Here is a 25,018-nt window from a genome sequence, read left to right as displayed (position 1 = left end):
GTGCCCCCATGTTCCGAATCCTGATCGCCGTTGATGGCTCCGAACTCGCGCTCGACGCCGTGCGCCATGGCGTGGCCCTGGTGCGCCGCGGCGGCCTGCAGGCCACGCTGGTGCTGGGCCACGTGCAGGAAGAGGCCTCGCTGATCGAGCTGGCCACGCAGGGCGCGGACGCCGTGGCCGCCGCGAGCGTGGAGGCGGGCCAGCACCTGATGGCGTCGGCCGTGGCGATGGTGGAGGCCGCGGGCGTGCCGTATGAGACCGAGATCGGCCTGGGCCCCGTGGCGGCCACGCTGGTGGACATGGTGGAGCGCTGCGGCTGCGACGCGCTCATCATCGGCGCGCGCGGCCTGGGCGGGCTGCGCGGCACGCTGCTGGGCTCGGTGTCGCAGGCGCTGGTGCAGCAAAGTCCCGTGCCCGTCACCGTGGTCAAGCATGCGGAGCCGGAGGAGCTGCCCGAGGATGATGACCAGGACGACGACGTAGGTGCGCAGGACTGACACCAGAAACAACGGGTCCCGCGGGACCCGTTGTGCTATTGAATCAAGAGCTGCTGGCGCAGATGGGCAGGGCGTTCAGGCCGCTTTTTTCCATTGCTGCGCCGCGCGCTGCAGCTTGCCGTGCGGCAGGCTGGCCAGGCGCGTGAACATGCGCCGGCAGTAGCCGCTGATCCACAGGCATTTGTTGAGCTCGTCCACGGGCAGCGGGCCGGAGACGACCACGATGTCGTTGGCCACGTCCGCCGCGCCAGCGGCGCGCAGGCGCCGGCGCGTGTGCGTGGCCCAGGACTGGATGCGTGCCGGGCTGCCGTGCTGGTGCACCTCGCCGGTGTGCAGGTCGAAGGCAATGGCCACGGTGTCGGTCTTGAGCTTGAAGCGACGCTCGCCCGTGACTGCGCTGGGCGTTTCGCGCATGTCGTACAGGTAGTAGCTGCCGGCCTTCAGCTGGTATTGCAGGTCCATGGTCGTCGTCCTCCGGGCTGCATTGTGCGGACGGCGCTGGCCGGTGATGGGGCGAATACCGCGCGAAAGCAGGCGCTTATTGCGCAGGGCGCGGGCCCGCCCCCGGCGGCGCCGGGGTGCGCCCGATTGTGTCGGCGCACTGCGGCGCCTTCAACCCGCCGGCCCGGTCAAAGGGTAACCGGTTGTGATCGGGCCGGCAGGCGCGCGTGGTGCGCCCGCCCATCCATTCGCGCTGTGGGGTTCAGAAATCCACCAGGCTCAGGCCCACGCTGAACACGGTGCGCTTGCGGTTGTAGTCGATCAGGCTGTCGCCGTAGCCCGTGAACAGCTGGGTGTGCAGGCGCAGGTTGGTGCGGTTGCCCACCAGGCTGGTTCCGAGGGTTTGCAGCCATTCCAGCCGTGCCGAGCCGCGCCCGGTCGCCCCCAGCGAATGCCGTGCGGTCAGCGCCAGGGTGTTGTCCTTGTCCACGTTCCAGGTCAGGCCCAGCTCGGCCCGGCCCACGTAGTTGCTGATGCCGGGGTTGTCGTCGCTGTCCGCGCTCTCGTGCAGGCGCTTCCACAGGCGGCCGGTGACGGTCCAGCGGTTGTCCAGCTCCATGCCGGTCATCAGGTACACGCGGTTCCAGCTGCGCGACAGAGGCAGGCTCTGGCCGTTGGACTGGTGCACCAGGCCGATGCCGCTGTAGCGCCAGCGCCAGCCGAAGGGCAGCTTGGCGTCGGTGGGGTACACGTACATGATCTCGGGCTCGTGGTCCGTGGTGCGGAACGGCCGCGAGATGCCCGGCGAGAACAGCTGCCAGTACGACTGCTGCGTGTAGCCCGCCCACAGCGAGTCGCGCAGCGTGGGGTGGCCGCGCGTGAGCAGGCCCTGCGCGAGCTTGGTACGCACCGACAGCTGCACGCGCATCTCGGTCTTGCGGTAGTCCACCTCGCTGGCGGCATTGTTGTCCGGGCTGCCCGAGGTGGGCAGGCGGTTGACGCTGGTGGCGCCCACGACGGACACGCTCATGGGCCGGTAGCCGCGAAAGCGGAACGCCCCGCAGTCGCTGCCCGTCTCCAGCTCCCAGAAGCGCGACAGGGTGCTGTACTGGCCGTCGCGGCAGCCGTCCACCTGCGCCACGTCGATGATGCGCGTGGCCGGCAGCGTGGCGTCCACCGGCGGGGGCGGCGCCTGCGTGGCGGCGGCGGGCTGGGCGCTGGCCGAAGCGGGCGGCGCCTGCCAGCTCTGCTCGCCGGCCCACTGGTCAAAGCAGGCCAGGCGTGCCTGGCTGTCACCGGTGAGGGCGGCGCACTGGCGCCAGCCGGCCACCCGGTTGACGGCGGGGGCTGCGGCGGTTTCGGCCCAGCTGACCAGCGGCAGGGCCGTGCCCAGCAGCGCGGTGGCCAGGCCCAGGCGGGACAGGGGGTGTGAAGGCTGTGTCATGGTCGGATGATGCGCGTGGTCGGTGACGGCTGCCATGCAGGTCAGGGCCGGGAAGGGGCCTGCTTGCGCAGGGTGAAGGTGTAGGGCCGGTCGGCCTCGTCGGTCCATTCGCCGCGGATCTCGCGCGCGCAGCTGCCTTCGACGACGTCGCCGCTCCAGTTGCCGCTGACCCGCGTGCCGTCGCGCGACTCTTCCAGGGTGAGCCGGCCCTGGTGCACGTCGCCCACCACCACCGAGGTGAAGCCCGGCCACTGGATGCGTCCCTTCACCGTGCCGTCCCATTCGGGGTGGGGGCCCAGTTCCAGCAGCACGGGCTCGGCCATGCCGTCCAGCCGCGCCTGCCAGCGGCCCACCAGTTCGGGCTGCTCCATCTGCGCGGCCGTGGGGCAGGCCGGGCGCGGAGGTTGAGAGGGTTTTTGGGCGCAAGCGCTTGCCAGTAAAGCGCTAGTAGCTATCAAAAATATAGTTTTCAACATGGGTTCAGGGTGTGGCGGGGCTGGGGGCGGCCTGGGCCTTGCGCGCGAATTCCTCGCGCAACTGGCGCAACTTGTCGCGTGGGTTCTCGCGCGCCGTGGCGGCGTCCAGTTTCATCTCGGCAATGAAGCGGCTGGGCTGGCAGGCCACCATCTCGCGCCCCTTCTTGCGCTTCTTGGTCCAGCTCACGGCCAGCGTGCGCTGGGCGCGGGTGATGCCCACGTACATCAGGCGGCGCTCCTCCTGCAGGCGCTGCAGGGTGTCGTCACTCACCTTCTGCTGGCGGCCGTCGTCATCGTCCAGCTTGAAGGGCAGCATGCCCTCGGTCACGCCGGCCAGGATCACGTGCGGCCACTCCAGCCCCTTGCTGGCATGCAGCGTGGACAGCACCACCATGTCCTGCTCCTGTTCGCGCTCGGAGATGGTGGACAGCAGGGCGATGGTCTGCGCCACCTCCAGCAGGCTCTTGGTCGCGGCCTGCACCGTCGCGCCCGCGGTGTCGTCGATCTGGCCGCCCGCGCGCTGTGCCATCCAGTCGCAGAACTCCAGCACGTTGCTCCAGCGCGCGGCGGCCACCTTTTCGCTGTCCTCGCTGTCGTACAGGTGCTGCTCGTAGCCCATGTCCTTGAGCCAGTCGGCCAGGAAGGCACGCGCGGCTTCGTGGCCGTGCGTGTGGCGTGCGCGATGCTCCAGGTCGTTGACGGTGCGGCCGAACTCCAGCAGGCCTTCCAGGCCCCGCTTGGGGATCACGGCGGGCAGCATGGCGTTGAACAGCGCGCCGAACATGCTTTGCTTGTGCTGCGTGGCGAACTCGCCCAGCGCCGCCAGCGTGGTGTGGCCCACGCCACGCCGCGGGCTGGTGACGGCACGCAGGAAGGCCGGGTCGTCGTCGTTGTTGATCCACAGGCGGAACCACGCGCACAGGTCCTTGATCTCGGCGCGGTCGAAGAAGCTGGTGCCGCCCGAGACCTTGTAGGGGATGTTGGCCTTGCGCAGGGCCTTCTCGAACGGCTTGGCCTGGTGGTTGGCGCGGTAGAGGATGGCGAAGTTCTTCCACGCCGGCGGTGGATTGCTGGCTGCCCGCAGGCCCTGGATGCGCGCCACGGCGCGCTCGGCCTCGTGCTCCTCGTTGTCGCAATCGACCACGCGCACGGGCTCGCCCTCGCCCAGCTCGCTGAACAGCGTCTTGGGAAACAGCTTGGGATTGGGCTGGATGACGTGGTTGGCCGCGCGCAGGATGGCGCTGGTCGAGCGGTAGTTCTGCTCCAGCTTGATGACGTTGAGCTGCGGGAAGTCCTGCGGCAGCTTCTTCAGGTTGTCCAGCGTGGCGCCGCGCCAACCGTAGATGCTCTGGTCGTCGTCGCCCACGGCGGTGAAGCGCGCGCGCTCGCCCACCAGGTATTTCAGCAGCTCGTACTGCGTGGCGTTGGTGTCCTGGTATTCGTCCACCAGCACGTGGCCCAAGAGGCGCTGCCACTTCTCGCGCACCTCGGGGTGGTGGCGCAAGAGGCGCATGGGCATGCCGATCAGGTCGTCGAAATCCACGCTCTGGTAGGCCGTCAGGCGCTCCTCGTAGCGCTGCATGATCAGGGCGATGCTGCGCTCATGGTCGTCCTGGGCCATGGCGAGCGCCTTGCGCGCATCCCAGCCCTGGTTCTTCCAGTTGCTGATGGTCCACTGCCACTGGCGCGCGGTGGCCAGGTCGGTGGTGCCGCCCGCGCAGTCCTTGAGGATGCCCGTCACGTCGTCCTGGTCCAGGATGCTGAACGAGGGCTTGAGTCCCAGCACATGGCCGTCCTCGCGCACCATGCGCACGCCCAGGGCGTGGAAGGTGCACACCAGCACGTCCTTGGCCTGGCGGCCGATCAGGCCGGCGGCGCGCTCGCGCATCTCGGCCGCGGCCTTGTTGGTGAAGGTGATGGCGGCAATGCGCCGGGGCGCCAGGCCCGTCTCGATCAGCCGCGCGATCTTGTGCGTGATCACCCGCGTCTTGCCCGAGCCCGCGCCTGCCAGCACCAGGCACGGGCCCTCGGTGTAGTGCACTGCCTGCAACTGAGCAAGATTGAGACCGGACATGGATGCAGCGGGAGGAACGGGGCGCGCCTGCGCCGCGGGTTGCGGCGGGCGGCGGGTGAGAGGGAGAACAGCGGGTGTGCATGATAGCGGCGTGCGCGCACCAGGGTGATTGCCCGGGGTGGCACGCCCGGTGACAAGGCGTTTCAGCGCGCGGCGGCGCTGCGACAATCGCGCCCGTGCTGTCCGTCCTGCTGATCACCTTCCCCTTCTTCGCCCTCGTGCTGTGCGGCTACCTGGCCACGCGGGCCGGGGCGCTGCCGGTGTCCGCCATCGGGGGGCTGAACAGCTTCGTGCTGTATTTCGCGCTGCCATGCATGCTGTACCGCTTCGGCGCCAGCACGCCCATCGCACAGCTGCTGGACCCGGCCGTCGCCGGGCTGTACCTGCTGTGTGCGCTGCTCATGGTGGGCGGCACGGTGGCCCTCACGCTGCGGCGCCGGGGGTGGAACGATGCGGCCTTCGGCGCGCTGGTGGCTGCCTTTCCCAACACCGGCTTCATGGGTGTTCCGCTGCTGGTGGCGTTGCTGGGCGAGGCCAGTGCCGGCACCGTGATCGTGGTGCTGGCGGTGGACCTGGTGATCACCAGTTCGGCGTGCATCGCGCTGTCGCGCCTGGATGGCGCGGGTGCGCACGGCGTGGCCGTGGCGCTGCGCAACGCGCTGCGCGGCATGGCCACCAACCCCATGCCCTGGTCCATCGTGCTGGGCGGCGTGGCGTCGGTCCTGCAGTGGCAGCTGCCGGGCCCCGTGGACCAGACCCTGGCCATGCTGGCGGGCGCGGCATCGCCGGTGGCGCTGTTCACCATTGGCGCGGTGCTGGCGCGCTCGCAGATGAACCAGCAGGAATACGTGCCGCCGGGCCAGTACGTGCCGATCGCGCTGGCCAAGCTCGTCGTGCACCCGCTGCTGGTGTGGTGCGTGGGGCGTGCGGCGATGGCGCTGGGGGTGGACCTGTCGCCGTTCACGCTCACGGTGATGGTGCTGCTGGCCGCGCTGCCCAGCGCGAGCAACGTGGCGCTGCTGGTGGAGCGCTTCGGGGCCCACGGCGGGCGCGTGGCGCGCATCATCCTGGTGAGTACGGCGCTGGCTTTCCTCAGCTTTTCGGCCGCCGTTGCGCTTTTGGTTCAAAAATGAGAGCGCTTGGCGCAGGGTGGGACTGCGCTAGGTGTCGATTTGGCTAAAAAATATCCACCTGAAGCGCAGCCGTTGTACCGCGTGCGCCAGACCGACGGCCATTGGGCAAGGACCTGGACCGGCCGCGCCGCGAGGGTGCCGTCCCCCTGCCCGTATTGCGACGCGAGGGGAGGGCAGGGGAAGGCGCGGGCGCCTGAGGGGCAGACTTCAATACTCCCAGAACATGCGCTGCAGTTCCTGCGTGCTGGCGCCCTTGGCCAGGGCGAGCATGGTCAGGATGCGCGCCTTTTCGGGGCGCAGATCGTGGGCCACCACCCAGTCGTGCTTGTCGTCGGGCTGCTCGGCGTTGCGCAGCACGAAGCCGTAGGGCACGCGCGCCGAACGCACGATGACCACGCCCTTGGCGCGCGCGTCCTGCAGCGGCTTGACCATGCGGTCGGCCACTGAGCCGTTGCCCGTGCCGGCATGGATGATGGCCTTGGCGCCGCCGGCCACCAGCGCGTTCACGGCCGTGGGCTGCACGTTGCCGTAGGCATAGACGATGTCCACCTGGGGCAGCGAGGTGATGCTGTCGATGTCGAATTCCGATTGCGTGGTGTGGCGCTTCACCGGCGCGCGGAACCAGTAATTCTTCCCCTCCACCACCATGCCCAGCGGGCCCCACTGGCTCTTGAAGGCGCTGGTCTGGATGTTGATGTCCTTGTTCACGTCGCGCGCGGTGTTGATCTCGTCGTTCATGGTGACCAGCACGCCCTTGCCGCGCGCATCCTTGGAGGCCGCCACGCTCACGGCGTTGACCAGGTTCAGCGCGCCGTCGGCCGACAGGGCAGTACCCGGGCGCATGGAGCCGACCAGCGCGATCGGCTTGTCGGTGCGCACTGTCAGGCTCAGGAAGTAGGCGGTCTCGGCCAGCGTGTCGGTGCCATGGGTGATGACGATGCCGTCCACGTCGCCCTGCTTGGCCAGTTGCGACACGCGCTGGGCCAACTTCAGCAGGTGTTCGTTGGTGAAGCTCTCGGAAGCGATCTGGAACACCTGTTCGCCCGACACCTGGGCGACGTTGGACAGCTCGGGCAGGCCGGCCAGCAGCTTGTCCACGGGCACCTTGGCGGCCGTGTAGGTGGCGCTGTTCATGGCCGAGGCGCCGGCGCCGGCGATCGTGCCGCCCGTTGCCAGCACCACCACGCGGGGCTTGGCGGCGGCCGGCTGGGCCTGCGTGGCCGCCGTGGCGCGCGTGTCCTGCGCGTGGGCGAGGGTGGGGGCGCCGGCAAAACCGGCAACGGTGATGGCAGCGGCCACCAGCGACATGCGAAACGCTTGGAAGGTCATTGTGGGTTCCAAAAAAGAAAAGCGGTCTCGTGGACCGGGGGCGGAACTTTGCCCCGATGGCGCAGCGCATGCCATGCGAGAAAACCCGCGGGCACCGCCCGCAGCGGTGGCGGCCTCAGATCGCCTGCGGGTCCACGTCCACCAGCCAGCGCACCAGCCCCTTGTGGCGCGGCCGTTCGGCATGCAGCAGCGGCTGCCAGGCGGCCAGGAAGCGCTGCAGCGCGGCGCGCTGGGGGCTTTCCAGCAGCATCTGGGCGCGCTCCATGTTGGCGACCCGCTGCACGGCCAGCGGCACGGGCGGGAAGAGGAAGACTTGGCTACTGCCCGGCAGCTGCGCGGCGCGCGCGGCGTCGGCGGCCGCCTGCAGGAAGGCCTGGGCGGCCTGCTGGGTGCGGGCGTCGGCGCGCACCAGGGCCTGGTGGGCGAAGGGCGGCATGCCGGCCTCGCGGCGCTCGGTCAGCTGCTGGGCGGCAAACGCCGGGTAGTCGTGGCGGCGCAGCGCGGCGTACACGGCGTGGTCCGGGTGCCAGGTCTGCACCCACATCTCGGGCGGGCTGCCCTGGGCGGCGATGTACTGCGCATCGCGCCCGGCGCGGCCCGCCGCCTGCATGAGCAGGGCGAACAGCCGCTCGGGCGCGCGAAAGTCGCTGGAAAACAGCGCCCCGTCGGGCTGCACCGCCGCCACCAGCGTGATGCGCCGGAAGTCATGCCCCTTGGCCACCATCTGCGTGCCCACCAGCACGTCCACCGCGCCCGCATGCACCTGGGCCAGCTGCTCCTGCAGCGCGCCCTTGGCGCGGGTGGTGTCGGCGTCGATGCGCGCCACGCGCGCGGCGCGGCGCTCGGGCGTGATGACGTTGCGCAGCAGCGCGGCCAACTGCTCTTCAAGCTGCTCGGTGCCCCGGCCGATGGGGGCGATGTCCGGGTTGCCGCAGCCCGGGCAGGCGCGCGGCACGCGTTGCGTAAAGCCACAGTGGTGGCAGCGCAGCGTGCGGTCGCTCTTGTGGAACACCTGGTGGGCGCTGCAGTGCGGGCAGTCGCTCTTCCAGCTGCAGTCATGGCAGTGCAGCACGGGTGCAAAGCCCCGGCGGTTGAGCAGCACCAGGCACTGCTCCCCGCGTTGCACCCGTTCGGTGATGGCGGCCAGCAGCGGGGGCGAGAACACGCCACCCGCCCCCGAGCTGCGCGGCTGTTGTCCCATGTCCACCAGGCGCACGCGCGGCAGCTCGCCTGTGCCGGCGCCGTCCCCTGAGCCGATACGGCTGGGCATGTGCAGGCGCAGGTAACGGCCCGGGCCGCCCTCGCTGGCCGGGGTGCTGGCATGCCAGCTCTCCAGCGACGGGGTGGCGCTGCCCAGGATCACCTTGGCGCCCTGCTCGCGTCCGCGCCACAGCGCCAGGTCGCGCGCGGAGTAGCGCGCGCCCTCCTGCTGCTTGTAGCTGGCGTCATGCTCCTCGTCCACCACGACCAGTGCCAGCCCCGGCAGGCTGGCGAACACCGCCATGCGCGTGCCGAGCACGATGCGCGCAGCGCCCGTATGCGCGGCGAGCCAGCTCTTCAGGCGCTGTGCCGGCGTCATCCCGCTGTGCATGCTGACCACGGCCGCCTCGCCGTACAGGGGCGCGAAGCGCTCGCGAAAGCGCGCCTCCAGCTGCGGGGTGAGGTTGATCTCGGGCACCATCACCAGTGCCTGTGCGGCGGGATGGCCGGCCAGGGCGCGCTGCACGCAGTGCAGGTACACCTCGGTCTTGCCGCTGCCCGTGCTGCCGAACAACAGAAAGGGCCCGCGCTCTGCATCGATTTGGGCCGTAGCGCTTGCCTGTTCTGCGGTAAGTGCTATTGTTTTTGTAACTGCTTCGGACGGGTGCGCCGGCGGTGCGGGGCGGCGCAGGCGCCGCGCCAACTGCTCGGGCGTGAGGTCGCGCAGCTGTGGGGGCAGGGCGGCCAGCGCCACCTCGCCCACCGCGCGTTGGTAGTAGCGCGCGGCGAAGGTCACCAGACGGCGCCAGGCGGCGTCCAGCGGCGCCACGCCTTCGAGCACGCCCGCCACCGTGCGCGGCACCATGCCCGGCGGTAGCGCCGCTGGCTCGGCGGGCGCGTCCCAGACCACGCCCAGCACCTCGCGCGCGCCCAGCGGCACGCGCACCAGTGTCCCGGCAGGCAGCGGGCGCGGGCTGGCGTAGCTCAGCGGTTCGCCCACGCCACTGTGCGCCGGCGTGCTCACGGCCACGCAGAGCAGGCAGGCTGCGCTGTCATGCGGCGTGGTCGGGGGCGGGGAACGGTCAGGCATGGGCGGTGGGTGAAAACGCGGGCGGCACCGGGGGCGCGGCCCCGCATGATTCCACAAGCGTGCCCACTGCTATGAGAGGTGCTGTGGATAACTTTGTTGAAAAGCAGCGTGCAACAGGCTGCGGGGCGCGCCCCGGTTGGACTGGGCGCTAGCGGATTTGTAGACGGCGCGATGCAAAAAAAGCTTATGAATCAACGTTCTTTGCTGCGCCGCAAACAGTGCCGCAGCGGTTGTCGGGCGACGCTCTGCGCAGGGGGCGCAGTTGCCAGCATGTGAACAACTGGCGCTGTCAATAGGGAAGAGCATCCCCGGATGTGGTAGGCGTTGCAGCCACTGTGGGACTTTTCCTTCACTTCGTGCGGCAAGTGCTTGATTTTGCGAGGGAAACACAGGAAGTTCAGATTTTCTGTGGATAACTTTGTTGATATCCCGGCTGGGCCGCCCGAAAGCCCTTGTCTGGCCGTGGTTTGCTTAGGGTGCCCACAAAATCGGCAGGCGCAGGACTTTCATATGAATCAACCACTTACGAGGTTCGGAGTGATTTGTTGCCGTTTGTTGCGCTGCTGGCTGCGGGCCGCGCGGCAAGCCGGATGCGGCTGCCGCAGTGTGAATAAGTCATGCCGGCGCCGCAGCCCTGGTAAGTAGGCATTCACCGCTGCCGCAGGCTGCGTGAATAGCCATGCACAGCTTCCACCAGCGCGGCCACGTGTTCGGGCGGGGTGAACTGGCTGATGCCGTGGCCCAGGTTGAAGATGTGCGTGGGACCGGTGGTGGTCTTGTCAGTGTGCGGCGTGCCGAAGCTGTCGAGCACGGCGCGCACCTGGGCTGCCACAGCCTCGGGCGGGGCGAACAGGACGTTCGGGTCGATGTTGCCCTGCAGCGCCTTGCCGGGGCCGCCCACCTGCCCGCCGACGATGGCGCGGGCCTTGCCCAGGTGGGCCGTCCAGTCCAGGCCCAGCACCTCGCAGTCGATGTCCTTCATGTCGTCGAGCCAGATGCCGCCGCCCTTGGTGAAGACGATGCGCGGCACGTCCTGCCCGTCCACGCCGGTGCGCTTGAGCTGCGCCAGCACGCGCCGGGTGTATTCCAGGCTGAAGTCCTGGAAGCACCCGTCGGCCAGCACGCCGCCCCAGCTGTCGAAGACCATCACGGCCTGGGCGCCGGCGTCGATCTGGGCGTTCAGGTAGGCGGCCACGGCGTCCGCATTCACCGCCAGGATGCGGTGCATCAGGTCCGGGCGGCTGTACATCAGCGTCTTGACGAGGCGGTAGTCGTCGCTGCCCTTGCCCTCGACCATGTAGCAGGCCAGCGTCCAGGGGCTGCCCGAGAAGCCGATCAGCGGCACACGGCCGTTCAGCGCGCGGCGGATGCTGGTGACGGCGTCGAACACATAGCGCAGCTTGTCCAGGTCGGGCACGGCCAGCGCGGCCACGTCGGCCTCGTCGCGCACCGCCTTGGCAAAGCGCGGGCCTTCGCCCTCGGCGAACGACAGGCCCAGGCCCATGGCGTCGGGCACGGTGAGGATGTCGCTGAACAGGATGGCCGCGTCCAGCGGGAAGCGCTCCAGAGGCTGCAGCGTCACCTCGGTGGCGTACTCCACGTTCGTGGCCAGGCCCATGAAGCTGCCGGCCTTGGCGCGCGTGGCCTTGTACTCGGGCAGGTAGCGGCCCGCCTGGCGCATCAGCCACAGGGGCGTGTAGTCGGTGGCCTGGCGACGGCAGGCCCGCAGGAAGGTGTCGTTCTGGAGGGGGGCGAAGCTCATGCGCGCGATTGTCGCAGGCCGGGTCCCGCAGGCCTTGGGCAAGCCCCGCGGGCTTGCCTCAGATCAAGGAAAGGGGCGCTGCAGGACGATGCGCCGTCTCCTCAGACGGGGGAACGGGTGGGGGCCGGGTTCCACAGCGTCCCATCGGCTCCGGCCTCCAGCAGCCGGGTCAGCAGCGGGTGCATCACCTTGCGGGCGCTGTAGATCAGGTGGAACTGCTCATGCACCTCGGGGGTGGTGCCCACGGGCACGAGGCCATGGGTCTGCTCCAGGTGCGCGCCCAGGGTCTCGGGCGCGGGCATCACGCCCATGCCGGTGGCAGCGAAGGTGCTGAGCAGGGCGCTGTCCTCGAATTCCCCTGCAATGCGCGGGCGGATGCGCTCGCGTTCCAGCCAGTGGTCGATGCGCGCGCGCAGCGCGGCGTGCTCGGTGGGCAGCAGCACCGGCACGACCGCCAGGCTGCGCGGGAATGCGTGGCGCGCGGCCTGCGCCCACAGCGGCGGGGCATACCAGCCAATGGCGCTGGTGCCCAGCAACTGGCTGGTGGTGCGCAGCGCCGGGTTCGGCGGGGCGGGGCGGTCGGCCAGTACCGCGTGCAGCTTGTGCAGCGCCAGCTCGCCCAGCAGGGGCTGGAATTCCCCCTCGTGGCACAGCAGGCGCAGGTGGGGCTCGTCCAGCACGGGAGTGAGCAGCCGGTGCACCGCCAGTTTGGCAATGCCGTCGGAGATGCCCAGGTTCAGGCGCAGTGTGGGGCCCGAGGCGGCCTCGCGCACGCGCTGGGGCAGCTGCTCGCCCAGCGCGAAGATGTGGTCGGCCTCGTGCAGCGCGGCCACGCCGGCCTCGGTCAGCATGAGGTTGCGGCCCTCGGCGCGCAGCAGGCTCACCCCCAGGGACTTCTCCAGCTCGCGCACCTGTGCGCTGATGGTCTGCACGGCCATGTCCAGCCGCTCGGCGGCCCGTGCCATGCCGCCCTCCTTGGCGACGACCCAGAAGTAGTACAGGTGGCGGTAGTTGAAGCTCTGGCTCATGGAGTTACTTCGTAAAAACCGAAGTAATAGTATCGATAAGGCAGATTTTTTGGAATCCATGCGACCTCTACATTGCACCTCCTCGGGCTGTGGGCCCGTCAGTACAACCTTGTTGGAGAAGGAACGCATGGAAACGATAGGCACCTGGTGGATGTGGGCGGGCTTCGCCGCCTTTGTGGTCGTGGCGATCGCCGTGGACCTGCTGGTGATGGAGCGCCAGGGCGCGCACCGGGTGACGATGGGCGAGGCCGCGCGCTGGAGCCTGCTGTGGTTTGCGCTGGCGTTCGTGTTCGTGGGACTGCTGTGGTGGTACCTGGACGGCAGCCAGGGCCGCGACGTGGCCAACACGGTGTCGATGCAGTTCATCACCGGCTACCTCGTCGAAAAGAGCCTGTCGGTGGACAACATCTTCGTGTTCCTGATGCTGTTCAGCTACTTTGCCGTGCCGCCGCAATACCAAAAGCGCGCCCTCATCATCGGCATCATCGGCGCCATCGTGTTGCGCACGCTGCTGATCCTGGCGGGCGCGTGGCTGTTGGCCACGTTCCACTGGCTGCTGTACGTGTTTGGCGCGTTCCTCGTGGTCACCGGCATCAAGATGTGGTTTGCAGCGGGGAAGGAGCCCGACATCGCGACCAACCCGGTGCTCAAGCTGCTGCGCCAGCGCATGCGCATCACCGACCGGTTCGACGGAGAGAAACTCTCCACCATGATCGACGGCGTCAAGCACTACACCCCGCTGTTCGTGGTGCTGGTGCTGATCGGCACCACCGACATCATCTTCGCGGTGGACAGCATCCCCGCCATCTTCGCCATCACCAGCGACCCGTTCATCGTGCTCACGGCCAACGTGTTCGCCATCCTGGGCCTGCGCGCGCTGTACTTCCTGCTGGCCGACCTGGCCAACCGGTTCCACCTGCTGGCCTATGGCCTGGCGCTGGTGCTGGTGTTCATCGGCACCAAGATGCTGCTGATCGACCTGGTGAAGATTCCCATCGGCTACGCGCTGCTGGTCACGGCGACGCTGATTGCCGGCTCCATCGTGCTGTCGCTGCGCGGCTCGGGGGGGAGCGCGGCGCGCCCCGTGCCCCCACTGCCGGGCAAGCGCTGACCTGCCCTGCGCGCCCCCCGGCCGGGGTCACGCCCGGCCGTGGGTGGCCCGGTTCAGCGCGTGCGTGCCAGGGCCTGGTCGATATCCCAGAGGATGTCGTCCAACTCCTCGATGCCCACGCTCAGGCGCACCATGTCCGCGCGCACGCCGGCGCGGGCCAGCTCTTCCTCGTTGAGCTGGCGGTGCGTGGTGGAGGCGGGATGGATCACCAGCGTCTTCGCGTCGCCGATGTTGGCCAGGTGGCTCAGGAACTCGCAGGCGTCGATGAACCGCTCGCCCGCGGCTGCGCCGCCCTTCACCCCGAAGGTCAGGATGCCCGAGGCGCCGGGCTGACCGTCCAGTGCGCGGAACTGTTTTTGCGCCAGCGCGTAGTGGGGCGAGTCCGGCAGGCCCGGGTAGTTGACCCAGGCCACCTGCGGGTGCTGCTGCAGGAACCGCGCCACGGCCAGCGCGTTGCGGCAATGCTCGCGCATGCGCAGGTGCAGCGTTTCGGCGCCCTGCAGCAGCAGCCAGGCGTTCAGGGGCGAGAGCACGCCGCCGAAGGTGCGGTTGACCTCCATGCGCGCCTTCATGGTGTAGCCAAAATCGCCGAAGGTCTCGTAGAACTTCACGCCGTGGTAGGCGCGGCTGGGCTCCACCATCTCGGGGAATCGGCCGTTGTCCCAGGGGAATTGGCCACCCTCCACCACCACGCCACCCATGGTGGTGCCGTGGCCGCCGATGTACTTGGTGGCGCTGTGCACCACGATGTCGGCGCCCAGGGCCAGCGGGTTGCACAGGTAGGGGCTGGCCACGGTGTTGTCGATGACCAGCGGCACGCCGTGGGCGTGGGCCACCTCCGCAATCGCCGCGATGTCCAGCACGTTGACCAGCGGGTTGCCGATGGTCTCGCCGTACACGGCGCGCGTGTTCGGGCGCATGGCGCGGGCGAAGTTCTCGGGGTCGGACGGGTCGACGAAGGTCGTCTCGATGCCCAGGCGGCTGAAACCCACGCCCAACTGCCCCACCGTGCCGCCATAGAGCGTGCTGGCGGCCACGATGTGGTCGCCGGCCTTCAGGATGGCCAGCAGCGCCGCCATCTGCGCGGCCATGCCGCTGGCGCAGGCCAGGGCCGCGCGGCCGCCCTCCAGGCTGGCCATGCGCTCCTCGAACACGGCGACCGTGGGGTTGCTGATGCGGCTGTAGACGTTGCCGAAGGTCTGCAGGTTGAACAGGCTGCTGGCGTGTTCGGCGTCGTCAAAGACGAAGCTCGTGGTCTGGTGGATGGGCGTGGCGCGCGCGCCGGTCACGGGGTCGGGCTGGGCGCCGGCGTGGATGGCGCGCGTGCCGAAGCCGAAGGCACGGTCGGCTCCAGAGCCGGGTGGGGTGGATGCGGTCATGGTGTTATGGGTCAAATAGGCCTCTAGCGCTTATCCATCAAGCGCTAGCAGCTATCAATATGGGAGCTTGCGCAGGCGCTTGGACGAGATCACCTGGGTGTTCACGCCCATCCAGCCCAGGCCGCCGAACAGGCGTGCGTGCTCGATCTTCACGCAGCGGTTCTGGATCACGCGCAGGCCCGCGGCCTCGGCCTGCGCGCCGGCGGCCTCGTTGAACACGCCCAGCTGCAGCCACAGGCATTGCGCGCCCACCGCGATGGCTTCAGCCGCCAGCGGCGGGATGTCCTCGCTCTTGCGAAAGCAATCCACCATATCGATGCGCGCGCCCTGCGCGGCCAGCGCGGCGGCGGCATCAAGCACGCTGGCGTAGGCGGTCTCGCCCAGGATCTGCCCGCCTTCGCGCGCGACCAGCGGGTTCACGGGAATCACGCGGTAGCCGTGCGCCTGCATGTACTTGGCGGCAAAGTGGCTGGGCCGGTGCCATTGCGGTGACAGGCCCACCACGGCGATGGTGTGGCACTGCGTGAGCACGTCACGCAAAGTGCTGATGGTGTCGGGTGTGCGGAGCATGGCGGCAGTGTATGCACAGCCGTGGGCCCACGGGTATCCGCGCCACCCCTCAGGCGGTCGTGGCGCGGCGCTGGAGCCACCAGCCCCACGCCAGCCCCAGCAGCGCGGCCAGGCCCGAGGCCAGCAGCACGCCGCGCTTGGCGGCGTCCAGCAGCGCGGCGCTGTCGAACGCCAGGGTGGCGATGAAGATCGCCATGGTGAAGCCGATGCCCGCCAGCAGCCCGGTCAGCAGCAGCCCGCCCCAGCCCATGCCCGCGGGCAGGGCGCACAGGCGCAGGCGCACCGCCAGCCAGCAGGCCAGCAGCACGCCCAGCGGCTTGCCGGCCACCAGCGCCAGGGCCACCGCGGCCATGAGCAGGCCGGTGCCCGGCGCCGCCGGCTGCGCGCCGCCTGCACTGCCCAGCGCCACGCCGGCATTGGCCAGGGCAAACAGCGGCATCACGCCAAAGGTCACCCACGGGTGCAGGCTGGCCTGCACGCGCTGCACCGGGGGCGCGGGCTCGCGCCCGGCCAGGGCGTGCACCGGCGTCACCAGGCCCAGCACCACGCCGGCCAGTGTGGGGTGGGCGCCCGTCTGCCAGATGCCCCACCACAGCACCGCGCCGGCCGGCACATAGGCCCAGGCGCGGCGCACACCCAGCTGCTGCAGCAGCAGCACGCCCGCCAGGCCCAGCGCGGCGATGCCGAACATCGGCCACTGCAGCCCGCCCGAGTAGAACAGCGCGATGATGAGCACGGCCACCAGGTCGTCGATGATGGCCAGCGTGAGCAGGAACACCCGCAGCACCGGCGGCAGGCCGCGCCCCAGCAGGGCCAGCACGCCCACCGCGAAGGCGATGTCGGTGGCGGTGGGCACGGCCCAGCCGCTGCGCAACGCGGGCGGCACCAGCGCCAGGTACAGCAGCGCCGGCACGGCCACGCCGCCCAGCGCGGCCAGCACGGGCAGCAGCGCATCGCGGGGCTGGGCCAGGGCGCCGTCGTGCAGTTCGCGCCGGATCTCCAGCCCCACCACGAGGAAGAACACCGTCATCAGCGCGTCGTTCACCCAGAAATGCAGCGACTGCGTGAGCTGCCAGCCGCCCACGGCGACCGACAGCGGCACGTGCCACAGTGCGTGGTAGCTGGCGGCCCAGGGTGAATTGGCCCAGGCCAGCGCGGCGGCGGCCGCGATCAGCAGCACGATGCCGCCCGCGGCATCGGCATGCGACAGGCGCGAGAGCAGAGCGGTGCAGCGGTCGGCCAGGGGAAGCAGGGCGGGCTGGCGCGGCGCAGCGCGCCGCGGGGTAAGGCGGTCGGTCATGGACAGGCGGGGCCGCATGCTGCGGCCCGTGGTGCACAGGCGGCCCGACCTGCGCTGCAACAATCCTGCCCTGCCGCCCCATGCGGTGGACACCCGCGGGCAGTATAGGAAGCCGCGCCCAGCGTGCCCGCGCAATGCCCTGGCCCTACACTGGCTTTTTTCGCATGCCCAGGAGTTTGCGATGGTCCGTGCCACCTCTGCCGCTTTGCAAGGCGTATGTTTGGCGCTTGTCCTGGCCGCCAGCGCGGCGCAGGCGCAGCCGGCCGCGCCGGCCCTCTGGGTGAATGCGCTGGGCATGCCCTTCGTGCGCATCGCGCCAGGCAGCTTCCGCATGGGCAGCAGCGAGCCCGTCGACGCGTTGGCCCGTGCCTACCCGACGCTGGAGCGCTGGCGGTTTGAGCAGTTGGCCGACGAGGCGCCCGCCCATACCGTGCGCATCACGCGCGCGTTCTACCTGGGGCAGACGGAGGTCACGGTGGGGCAGTTCCGCCGCTTCGTGCAGACCTCCGGCTACGTGCCCGAGTCCGAGGCCGACGGCACGGGCGGCTACGGCTACAACCCGGCCTACGACCCCGCCGCCAGCGCGCGCGGCGACGCATTCGAGGGGCGCGACCCGCGCTATTCCTGGCGCAACCCCGGCTTCGCCCAGGGCGACGACCACCCGGTGGTCAACATCACCTGGCACGACGCGCATGCGCTGGCCGCGTGGCTCAGCGCCACCGAGGGCCACCGCTACCGCCTGCCCACCGAGGCCGAGTGGGAATACGCCTGCCGCGCCGGCACGCGCACGCGCTACCCGCATGGCGACGACCCGGCCGCGCTGGCGCGCCACGCGAACGTGTTCGACGAGGATGCCGCGCCCTACTGGCCGCGCTGGCGGCCCCAGGCCGCGCCGGGGCACGACGGGCATGCGTTCACCGCGCCCGTGGGCCGCTACGCGCCCAACGCCTTCGGCGTGCACGACATGCTGGGCAACGTGTGGGAATGGGTGTCGGACTGGTATGCCGAGGAGGGCTATGCGCACTCCCCGCAGGACGATCCGCAGGGCCCGGCCACCGGCCAGGTGCGCGTGCGCCGCGGCGGTTCCTGGCACACCTGGCCGCTGTACGCGCGCTGCGCGTTCCGTAACTGGAACACGCCCCAGACGCGCTACACCCTGGTGGGCCTGCGCCTGGTGCGCGAGATCGACCCGCCGCAATCGCCACGGCCACGCGGCGCGCGGCGGTGATCAGAGCGCGGACATGGCGGCGCGCAGTTCCGACTCGCCCAGGATCTCGGAGAACACCACCGGCGCCTTGCCCGGCGCATGCAGCACATAGACCGGCACGCCGCTGCGGCCGAGCTGCGCCAGCGCGGCGGTGATGGCGGGGTCGCGCCGCGTCCAGTCGGCGCGCAGCAGGGCCACGTTCTTCGTTGCAAAGTCCTGCAGCACCGCAGCGCTGGCCAGCGTGGTGTTCTTGTTGTACTGGCAGGTCACGCACCAGGCGGCCGTGTAGTCCACGAACACCGGGCGGCCCTGGGCCACCAGCTCGTCGGCCAGGCCAGGGCGCCAGGGCTGCCAGGAGGTCACGCCGGCCACGCCGCTGGGGGCGGAGGCTGCGGCCATGGGTGTGCTTTCCAGTTCAATGATATTTGGGCCCCAAAGCCATACCAGCCAAGCGCAAGCAGCTATTGAAAGAGGAGCGAGAACGGCCCGCGTGGCCCCGCGCAGCGTGAGCGCCCACACGGCCATGCTGAGCGCCACCAGCAGCGCCAGCAGCGCCGCCGCGCCGTTGATGCCGCTTTGCTGGCCCAGCACCCACACCAGCCACACCACGGTGGCGAACATCGGGAATGCCAGCAGGCGGCGCAGCGTGTCCATCCACGCGCCCGGCCGCGGCAGGGCGCGCGCAAACGCGGGCAGCCAGCTGGCCAGCAGGTAGGGCAGGGCCAGGCCCAGGCCCAGCGCCGCGAAGATGGACAGTGCCTGCCCCGCGGGCAGCGTGGCCGTGAGGCCCAGCGATGCGCCCATGAACGGCGCCGTGCACGGCGAGGCCACGGCCACGGCGAGCACGCCGGTCAGGAAGGCATCCAGCACGGGGTGGCGCGCCTGCAGGCCCGCCAGCGACGAGGGCAGCATGCGCCCGAACTCGAACACGCCCGCCAGGTTCAATCCGATCAGCGTGAACAGCGCGGCGAGCGACGCCACCACCGCCGGCGACTGCAGCTGAAAGCCCCAGCCCACGGCCTCACCCGCGGAGCGCAGGCCCAGCATCAGCGCGCCCAGCAGCAGGAACGACAGCACCACGCCCGCGGTGTAGGCCAGCCCGCCGATGCGGTGGGCGCGCTGGTTCTGCGCATGGCGCGCAAAGCCCACCACCTTGATTGCCAGCACCGGGAACACGCAGGGCATGAGGTTCAGGATCAGCCCGCCCAGCAGCGCGCCGGCCAGCGCGGCCAGCCAGGTGCCCAGCGGCGCGGGTGTCGCAGCGGCGGGGGCCGCGGGCGCGGCGGCATTGGCGGCGTTGGCTTTCAGCGCGGCCTCCAGCGCGGGCGACATGCCCTTCAGTGCCGCCACGGCGGGCCAGCCGCCCGGCACGGGCAGCTCGGCACGCCAGCCCTGGCCGCCATGGGCCAGCACCACCGGCATCGGCGCGGGCCCGTCGCTGCGCTGGGGCGACAGCGGCAGGCGCGCGGTCCACACCGCGCCGTCCCACTGCTGCGTGGGCGTGGCGGCGGTCTCCACCACGCCCGTGGTCTCGGGGAACACCTCCAGCGTCTGGCCCTGCAGCGCCGGGGGCAGGCCGGCCACGCGCAGCAGCACGGCGTCGCCCTCGACCTGCGCGCTGCTGCCGCCTAGAGCCGGCAGATCGCGCGGGTGGGCCGCGGCGGCGGCATCGAACGCGGCGGCATGCAGCGCCGTCGTGCCTTGCAGCGGCAATTGCAGCGTGAAGCTGCCCTCCTCGGGGATGCACTCCTGGCGGCACACCAGCCACGAGGCCTTGAGCTGGAAGGTCGCTTCCTTGGCCAGCGGGCCGGGGTTGAAGGCCGGGGAGACGGTCATGGGCACGGGCAACAGCACCGTGCCCTCGTAGCCGTAGTTGGCCAGGTTGCCCAGCGGAATCTTCCTGGGCACGGGCCAGGCGACCTCGCCCGCGTCGATGCCCGCCGGCAGCTGCCAGTCCAGTTGCGTGGGCAGGCCGGAGTCGCCCGGGTTCTTCCAGTAGGTGTGCCACTCGGGCTGGTGCGTGATCGACAGGCCCAGCCACAGCGGCTTGCCCGGGCCCACGCCGTCGGGCGCCTGGGCCACCAGCTCGGCGCGCACATGCGGCGTGACCACGCTGCTGCTGCCCGCGGCGGCGGTTGTCTTGAGCTGAATTTGGCCGATGGCGCCCGTGGATAAAGCGCAAGCAGCTATGAAAAAAAGAGTGTGCAGGGAGCGCTGCAAAGGGCGAAGGCAGGACATGGCGCAGGGTGGGAGCGGCGGGGACGGGGTTTGGTTCCTTGGGGGCTGGCGTTCAGGCGCCCAAGCCCAGCACCACGCGGCGCGACATGGCGCCCTTTTTCTCGATCTTGGTGACCACCACGGCGCCGATCTCGCCGGTGCGCGCCACATGCGTGCCGCCGCAGGGCTGCAGGTCGATCTGTGCGGCGTCGCCGTCGCAGGCGCCGCCCACGCGCACCGTGCGCACCGTGCCGGTGCCGCGCGGGGGCTGCACGCTCATGCTCTTGACGAGCTGCGGGTTGGCGTCCAGTGCCGCGTCGCTGATCGCGCCGATGGTCACCGCATGGTCCTGCGCCACCAGGCGCGCGATGGCGGCGGTGAGCGCGTCCTTGTCCAGCGCACCGTCCATGTGGAAGTCCAGGCGCGCGTAGTCGGGCGTGATCGAGCAGCCGTTCACCGGCTGCGCGACGATGTGGCACAGCAGGTGCGTGGTGGTGTGAAAGCGCATCAGCCGGTGGCGGCGCTCCCAGTCGATGCGCGCCGTGACCGCGTCGCCCACCGCCAGTCCCAGCGCCTGGCCCGGCGCGGGCACATGCACGATGTCCGCGGTGGGCCGCCCCTCGGCGTCCTTGCCCTTGCGCGTGTCGGCGATGGCCAGTGCCGTGCCATCGGGGCGCAGCAGCACGCCGGCATCGCCCGCCTGGCCGCCGCCCAGCGGGTAGAACACGGTGCGGTCCAGCACCACGCCACCTTCGGGCGTGAGGGCGGTGACGGTGGCGCTGCATTCGCGCAGGTAGCTGTCGGCGCGGAAAAGGTCGTGGGTCATGGTGGGCAATGGTAGAGCGTCCGCCCAGGAGTGCGCGGACAGGCTCTAAGATGGCCCGCATGCGATATCCCTCCCGCTTTTGGGCCGATCTGTCCGCCCGCGACTTTGCCCAGGCGCAGGCCTCGGGCCTGGCCGCGCAGACCGTGGCGGTGCTGCCCGTGGCCGCCGTCGAGCAGCATGGGCCGCACCTGCCGCTGTCGGTCGATGCCACGCTGCTGGCCGGCGTGATCGACGCCGCCTTGCCGCTGCTGAGCGCTGACCTGCCCGTGCTGCTGCTGCCGCCGCAGAACGTGGGCCTGTCCACCGAGCACCTGTCCTACCCCGGCACGCTCACGCTGTCGCCCGCCACGCTGATCGCGCTGTGGACCGAGCTGGGCGCCTGCATCGCGCGCGCGGGGGTGAAGAAGCTCCTGCTGCTCAACGGCCACGGGGGCAACGTGGCGGCCATGGACATCGTGGCGCGCGAGCTGCGCCAGCGCCACGGGCTGCTGGTGTACGGCAGCAGCTGGTTCAACCTGGTGGACGAGGCCAACAACGCACGTTTTGCTGCGCAGGAGCACCGCTTCGGCATCCACGGCGGTGAGATCGAGACGTCCATGATGCTGCACCTGGCGCCCGCCACCGTGCGCATGGAGCATGCGCAGCATTTCCACTCGACCTCGCAGGACCGCGCGGCGCGCTATGGGCTGCTGGGCAACGGCAAGAGCGCCAAGATGGGCTGGGCCATCGAGGACTACAACCCCGCCGGCGCCGTTGGCAATGCCGCGGCCGCCACTGCCGCCCAGGGACAGGCCATGGTGCAGGCTGCCGCAAGGGGGCTGGCCCAACTGCTGGGCGAGCTGCATGCGCTGCCGCCCGAGACGGTGGCAAAAATTTAAGCAAAAAGCGGCTCTAGCGCTTTTCCATCAAGCGCTAATAGCTCACTTTTCAATAGCAAACGTTCTCAGGCGTGCGTTGCCCAGCCGCGGTGTTCGGGCGTGTCCAGGTGCGGCAGCGTGTTGAAGGTCTGCAGCATCAGGCGTTTGGGGCTGATGCTGAACTCCGTGACCGCGCTGTTGCGGATGCGCATGTTCAGCGCGATCGTGACCTCGGGCGGGGTGCAGAGCACCTCGCCCACGGCGGTGGCGATGGGCCCGCCGCTGGAGACCAGCAGCACGTTGTGTCCCGTGTGCTGGCGCCGTACATGGTCCAGCGCCGCGCGCACCCCGCCAGAGAAATCGTCCCAGCAGGGCATGCCCGCCGGGCTGATGGTGCCCGCCATCCACTGCGCCATGGCATCGCACAGCAGGCGAAAGTGCTGCTTGTACAACTCGGGCGTGTCGGGGCGCGGCAACGGCATGGGGTGCACGCAGTGGATCAGCGCATGGCTGTCGTATTCGTTGAGTCCCGGCATCAGCAGGGGCTCGGGCGTGCCCTCCAGCCCTTGCTGGATGCCTTGCAGCGTCTGCGCATGGCGGCGCAGCGTGCCGCACAGCACCGCATCGAACTGCAGCCCGCGCTCGCGCCAGTACGCGCCCAGGCGCACCGCCTGCTCATGGCCGCGCGGGCTGAGCTGGTCATAGTCGTCCGCGCCAAACGAGGCCTGGCCGTGGCGCACGAGGTAGAGGGTTCCCATGGTCTGGAATTGTGGCGAGGCCGCTGCCGCGCGCTTGTCGCGGCTGCGACCGGCGGCGCGCTAGGCGGCAAGCGCCGCCCGCGCCTGCGCCGCCGTGGGCAGCAGGCGGCGCTGCTGCAACTGGCCGAACCATTTGCGGAACATGTCCTCGGTGTCCATGCACGCATGAAAGCCCGCCTGGCGGATCTTCACCGAACTCATGATCACCGGTGGCAGCGGGGCGGCCCTGCCGTGGTTCATCTGGAAGTCGGCATACGCTGCGCCCTGGCCGATGAAGGCGGTCAGATCGCGCGGCGCCGCCAGCTGGTACTTGTCCACCAGGCGCTCCCACGCGGGCTGCTGGTCGGCCAGCGCGGTGGCCAGCGACTGGGGCTCGGGCTCGCCCACGGGCATGCCCAGCGCGTCGGCGATGGTGGGCCAGACGTTCTGCCAGACGAACACGTCGCCGTTTTCCAGGTTGAAGGTTTCGTTGCGTGCGTTGGGCGCCTGCGCAGCCCAGGCGCAGGCCTGGGCGATCAGGTCGGCGTCGATGGCCTGGTTCACGCGCGCCGGGCCGCCGGGGTAGGCCAGCGGCAGGCCCTGTTCATGGCGCAGCCAGGCATAGACGCCGATGGCCGGGATGGGGTTCATGTTGCTGCCCGCCGCGTCGCCGAACACGATGCGCGGGCGCATGATGGTGAAGTGCCACTGGCCCTTGCCCTGGCGCTCGCGCAGGAAGTCCTCCTGCAGCCAGTAGAAGTTCTCGTGGGGGTCGCGCGGCCAGCGTTCGCGTGCGGGCACGGCGATTTGCGGGTGGATGTGCACGCCGTAGGCCTTGCCGCCCTGCATGATGGTCACATGGCGCAGCGCACCGCCCGGGCGGTCCAGCGGCTCGACCACGTTGCGCAGCATTTGCAGGTTGATGCGCATCTGCTCCTGGTCGCGCCAGCCGCCCACGAGGCCCCCGGGCTGCTCGTACACGGCGGCATAGACCACATGGGTGATGTCGTCCCGCGCGCCCAGCGCAGCCTGGCAGGCCGCCGCGTCCTGCAGGTCCAGCTGCAGCGCGGTGGCGCCCGCGGGCAGGGCGATGGCGCGGCGCGCCACGCCCACGGCGCGCCAGCCGGGCAGGGCGGCGAAGTGGCGCAGGCAGGCCTGGCCCACGACGCCGGTGGCGCCCACGACGAGTACGGTGTTCGTCATTTCTTCACCATGGGGCACTTGGACTGCGACAGTGGCAGGAAGGCCTTGTCGCCGGGCACCGTGGCCACGAGCTTGTAGTAGGGCCTGTTCACACTATTTTTGCCAGATGCGTTGCGATCAAAAAGGGCCAGGCGCAAGGCGCCAAACGAAGCTGGGGTGCTACCCCAGCGAGGCTTGGCAACGCCGCGAATGGCCCTTTTTGATCGCAACCCGGAGGGAACGGAGTGAAAACCGCGCCACGCGTCGTTGCCCTCCTAGCCAAGGCCCCGGCCTTGGCGTCGTCACGCGCCTAGATTGGCGCGGTTTTCACGCCATTCGCACTGGCAAAAATAGTGTGAACAGGCCCTAGTCCCACGGGTACTTGGACTCGGCCTGCGACTTGACCTCGAACAGGTACATGTCGTGCACCATGCGGCCGTCCTCGCGGATGCGGCCGTTCTTGGCGAAGAAGTCGTTGATGGGCGTGGCCTTCATCTTGGCCATGACCTGGGCCGTGTCGTCGGTCTTGGCGGCCTGCACGGCCTTCAGGTAATGCATGGTCGAGGAATAGGCGCCCGCCTGGCTCATGTTGGGCATCTTCTTCATCTTCTCGAAGTAGCGCTTGGACCAGGCGCGCGTCTCGTCATTCATGTCCCAGTAGAAGCCCTCGGTCAGCATCAGGCCGCCGGCGGTGCGCAGGCCGATGGCGTGGATGTCATTGATGTACATGAGCAGGCCGGCCAGGGTCTGTTTGTTCTTGCCCGTGGTCAGGCCGAACTCGCGCGCGGCCTTGATGGTGTTCACCGTATCGCCCCCCGCGTTGGCCAGGCCGACGACCTGGGCCTTGCTGTTCTGCGCGCTGATCAGGAACGAGGCGAAGTCGGTCGCAGCGATCGGGTGGCGGGCCGCGCCCAGCACCTTGCCGCCCTGGGCCGTGACCACGGCGCTGGCCTGCTCCTGCAGGCTGTGGCCGAAGGCGTAGGGCCTGTTCACACTATTTTTGCCAGATGCGTTGCGATCAAAAAGGGCCAGGCGCAAGGCGCCAAACGAAGCTGGGGTGCTACCCCAGCGAGGCTTGGCAACGCCGCGAATGGCCCTTTTTGATCGCAACCCGGAGGGAACGGAGTGAAAACCGCGCCATTCGTCGTTGCCCTCCTA

General features: G+C 69.9%; 20 protein-coding genes and 1 pseudogene. 5 read left to right on the top strand and 16 right to left on the bottom strand.

All coding sequences use genetic code 11. The features are described 5' to 3' along the window. The first annotated feature begins 8 nt into the window (after positions 1–8). Positions 9–497 (top strand): universal stress protein, encoded by a 489-nt coding sequence (locus tag HND92_RS17435; protein WP_011806956.1) that lies wholly within the window; start codon positions 9–11, stop codon positions 495–497. 75 nt (positions 498–572) lie between these two features. On the opposite strand, the gene HND92_RS17430 is transcribed toward HND92_RS17435, so the two are convergent. The 4 genes from HND92_RS17430 to HND92_RS17415 form a co-directional block, all read right to left on the bottom strand. Beyond that, positions 573–959: a hypothetical protein gene (locus HND92_RS17430; protein WP_011806955.1), complete on the bottom strand. Its 387-nt coding sequence runs from the start codon at positions 957–959 to the stop codon at positions 573–575. A 241-nt stretch (positions 960–1,200) separates the two neighbouring features. Further along, the gene (locus HND92_RS17425; RefSeq protein WP_172208775.1) at positions 1,201–2,382 is read right to left on the bottom strand and encodes a phospholipase A; all 1,182 of its coding nucleotides are present in this window, start codon (positions 2,380–2,382) and stop codon (positions 1,201–1,203) included. A gap of 41 nt (positions 2,383–2,423) precedes the next feature. Next, a complete protein-coding gene (locus HND92_RS17420) occupies positions 2,424–2,753 on the bottom strand; it encodes a hypothetical protein (protein WP_246867487.1) in 330 nt (109 codons plus the stop codon). Between the two features lie 109 nt (positions 2,754–2,862). Further along, positions 2,863–4,932, bottom strand: coding sequence for an ATP-dependent helicase (locus HND92_RS17415; RefSeq protein WP_011806952.1), 2,070 nt, complete (start codon positions 4,930–4,932; stop codon positions 2,863–2,865). 176 nt (positions 4,933–5,108) lie between these two features. Here HND92_RS17415 and HND92_RS17410 point away from each other — a divergent pair, with 176 nt between their 5' ends. Next, on the top strand, positions 5,109–6,065 hold the full coding sequence (locus HND92_RS17410) for an AEC family transporter (RefSeq protein WP_172208771.1): 957 nt from the start codon (positions 5,109–5,111) through the stop codon (positions 6,063–6,065). Between the two features lie 207 nt (positions 6,066–6,272). Here HND92_RS17410 and HND92_RS17405 read toward each other — a convergent pair whose 3' ends face one another. The 4 genes from HND92_RS17405 to HND92_RS17390 form a co-directional block, all read right to left on the bottom strand. Then, complete coding sequence (locus tag HND92_RS17405) at positions 6,273–7,394, bottom strand: asparaginase (protein ID WP_172208769.1); 1,122 nt, start codon at positions 7,392–7,394, stop codon at positions 6,273–6,275. Between the two features lie 115 nt (positions 7,395–7,509). Then, a complete protein-coding gene (gene priA, locus HND92_RS17400) occupies positions 7,510–9,684 on the bottom strand; it encodes a primosomal protein N' (protein WP_172208767.1) in 2,175 nt (724 codons plus the stop codon). 649 nt (positions 9,685–10,333) lie between these two features. Next, entirely contained in the window at positions 10,334–11,446 is a 1,113-nt protein-coding gene (gene hemE / locus HND92_RS17395; RefSeq protein ID WP_172208765.1) for a uroporphyrinogen decarboxylase, read from the bottom strand. 101 nt (positions 11,447–11,547) lie between these two features. Further along, positions 11,548–12,474 (bottom strand): LysR family transcriptional regulator, encoded by a 927-nt coding sequence (locus HND92_RS17390; protein WP_172208763.1) that lies wholly within the window; start codon positions 12,472–12,474, stop codon positions 11,548–11,550. A gap of 127 nt (positions 12,475–12,601) precedes the next feature. Between HND92_RS17390 and HND92_RS17385 the strand changes: the two genes are divergently transcribed. Further along, a complete protein-coding gene (locus HND92_RS17385; protein ID WP_172208761.1) occupies positions 12,602–13,585 on the top strand; it encodes a TerC family protein in 984 nt (327 codons plus the stop codon). A 53-nt stretch (positions 13,586–13,638) separates the two neighbouring features. On the opposite strand, the gene HND92_RS17380 is transcribed toward HND92_RS17385, so the two are convergent. From HND92_RS17380 to nhaA, 3 genes are read right to left on the bottom strand one after another with little or no spacing between them, the layout of a single operon-like run. Continuing rightward, positions 13,639–14,964, bottom strand: a complete 1,326-nt coding sequence (locus HND92_RS17380; protein ID WP_172208759.1) for an O-acetylhomoserine aminocarboxypropyltransferase/cysteine synthase family protein — start codon at positions 14,962–14,964, stop codon at positions 13,639–13,641. Positions 14,965–15,018: 54 nt separating this feature from the next. Next, entirely contained in the window at positions 15,019–15,534 is a 516-nt protein-coding gene (locus tag HND92_RS17375; protein ID WP_015914389.1) for a CoA-binding protein, read from the bottom strand. Positions 15,535–15,583: 49 nt separating this feature from the next. After that, positions 15,584–16,834, bottom strand: coding sequence for a Na+/H+ antiporter NhaA (gene nhaA / locus HND92_RS17370; protein ID WP_172208757.1), 1,251 nt, complete (start codon positions 16,832–16,834; stop codon positions 15,584–15,586). Positions 16,835–17,015: 181 nt separating this feature from the next. On the opposite strand from nhaA, the gene HND92_RS17365 reads away from it, so the two are divergent. Further along, complete coding sequence (locus HND92_RS17365) at positions 17,016–18,062, top strand: formylglycine-generating enzyme family protein (protein WP_172208755.1); 1,047 nt, start codon at positions 17,016–17,018, stop codon at positions 18,060–18,062. Here the strand turns inward: HND92_RS17365 and HND92_RS17360 are convergent, their stop codons facing one another. Together HND92_RS17360 and HND92_RS17355 are read right to left on the bottom strand one after the other, a co-directional pair. Further along, complete coding sequence (locus HND92_RS17360) at positions 18,063–20,279, bottom strand: protein-disulfide reductase DsbD (RefSeq protein ID WP_172208753.1); 2,217 nt, start codon at positions 20,277–20,279, stop codon at positions 18,063–18,065. It abuts the gene before it with no gap. A gap of 52 nt (positions 20,280–20,331) precedes the next feature. Further along, positions 20,332–21,084, bottom strand: coding sequence for an alanyl-tRNA editing protein (locus tag HND92_RS17355; protein ID WP_011806940.1), 753 nt, complete (start codon positions 21,082–21,084; stop codon positions 20,332–20,334). Positions 21,085–21,134: 50 nt separating this feature from the next. Here HND92_RS17355 and HND92_RS17350 point away from each other — a divergent pair, with 50 nt between their 5' ends. Next, positions 21,135–21,962 (top strand): creatininase family protein, encoded by an 828-nt coding sequence (locus HND92_RS17350; RefSeq protein WP_172208751.1) that lies wholly within the window; start codon positions 21,135–21,137, stop codon positions 21,960–21,962. A 65-nt stretch (positions 21,963–22,027) separates the two neighbouring features. Here the strand turns inward: HND92_RS17350 and HND92_RS17345 are convergent, their stop codons facing one another. The 3 genes and pseudogenes from HND92_RS17345 to HND92_RS17335 form a co-directional block, all read right to left on the bottom strand. Further along, entirely contained in the window at positions 22,028–22,699 is a 672-nt protein-coding gene (locus HND92_RS17345; protein ID WP_047349195.1) for a histidine phosphatase family protein, read from the bottom strand. Between the two features lie 60 nt (positions 22,700–22,759). Beyond that, positions 22,760–23,881: an SDR family oxidoreductase gene (locus HND92_RS17340; protein ID WP_172208749.1), complete on the bottom strand. Its 1,122-nt coding sequence runs from the start codon at positions 23,879–23,881 to the stop codon at positions 22,760–22,762. Between the two features lie 345 nt (positions 23,882–24,226). After that, positions 24,227–24,841, bottom strand: a pseudogene (locus HND92_RS17335) (ABC transporter substrate-binding protein); the annotation flags it as partial. Positions 24,842–25,018: the final 177 nt, after the last annotated feature.

The organism is Diaphorobacter sp. JS3050 (genome assembly GCF_013154915.1).
GTDB lineage: Bacteria > Pseudomonadota > Gammaproteobacteria > Burkholderiales > Burkholderiaceae_C > Diaphorobacter > Diaphorobacter nitroreducens.
Note: the sequence above shows the minus strand (reverse complement) of the source record. Positions and strands in the feature narration are given on the sequence as shown.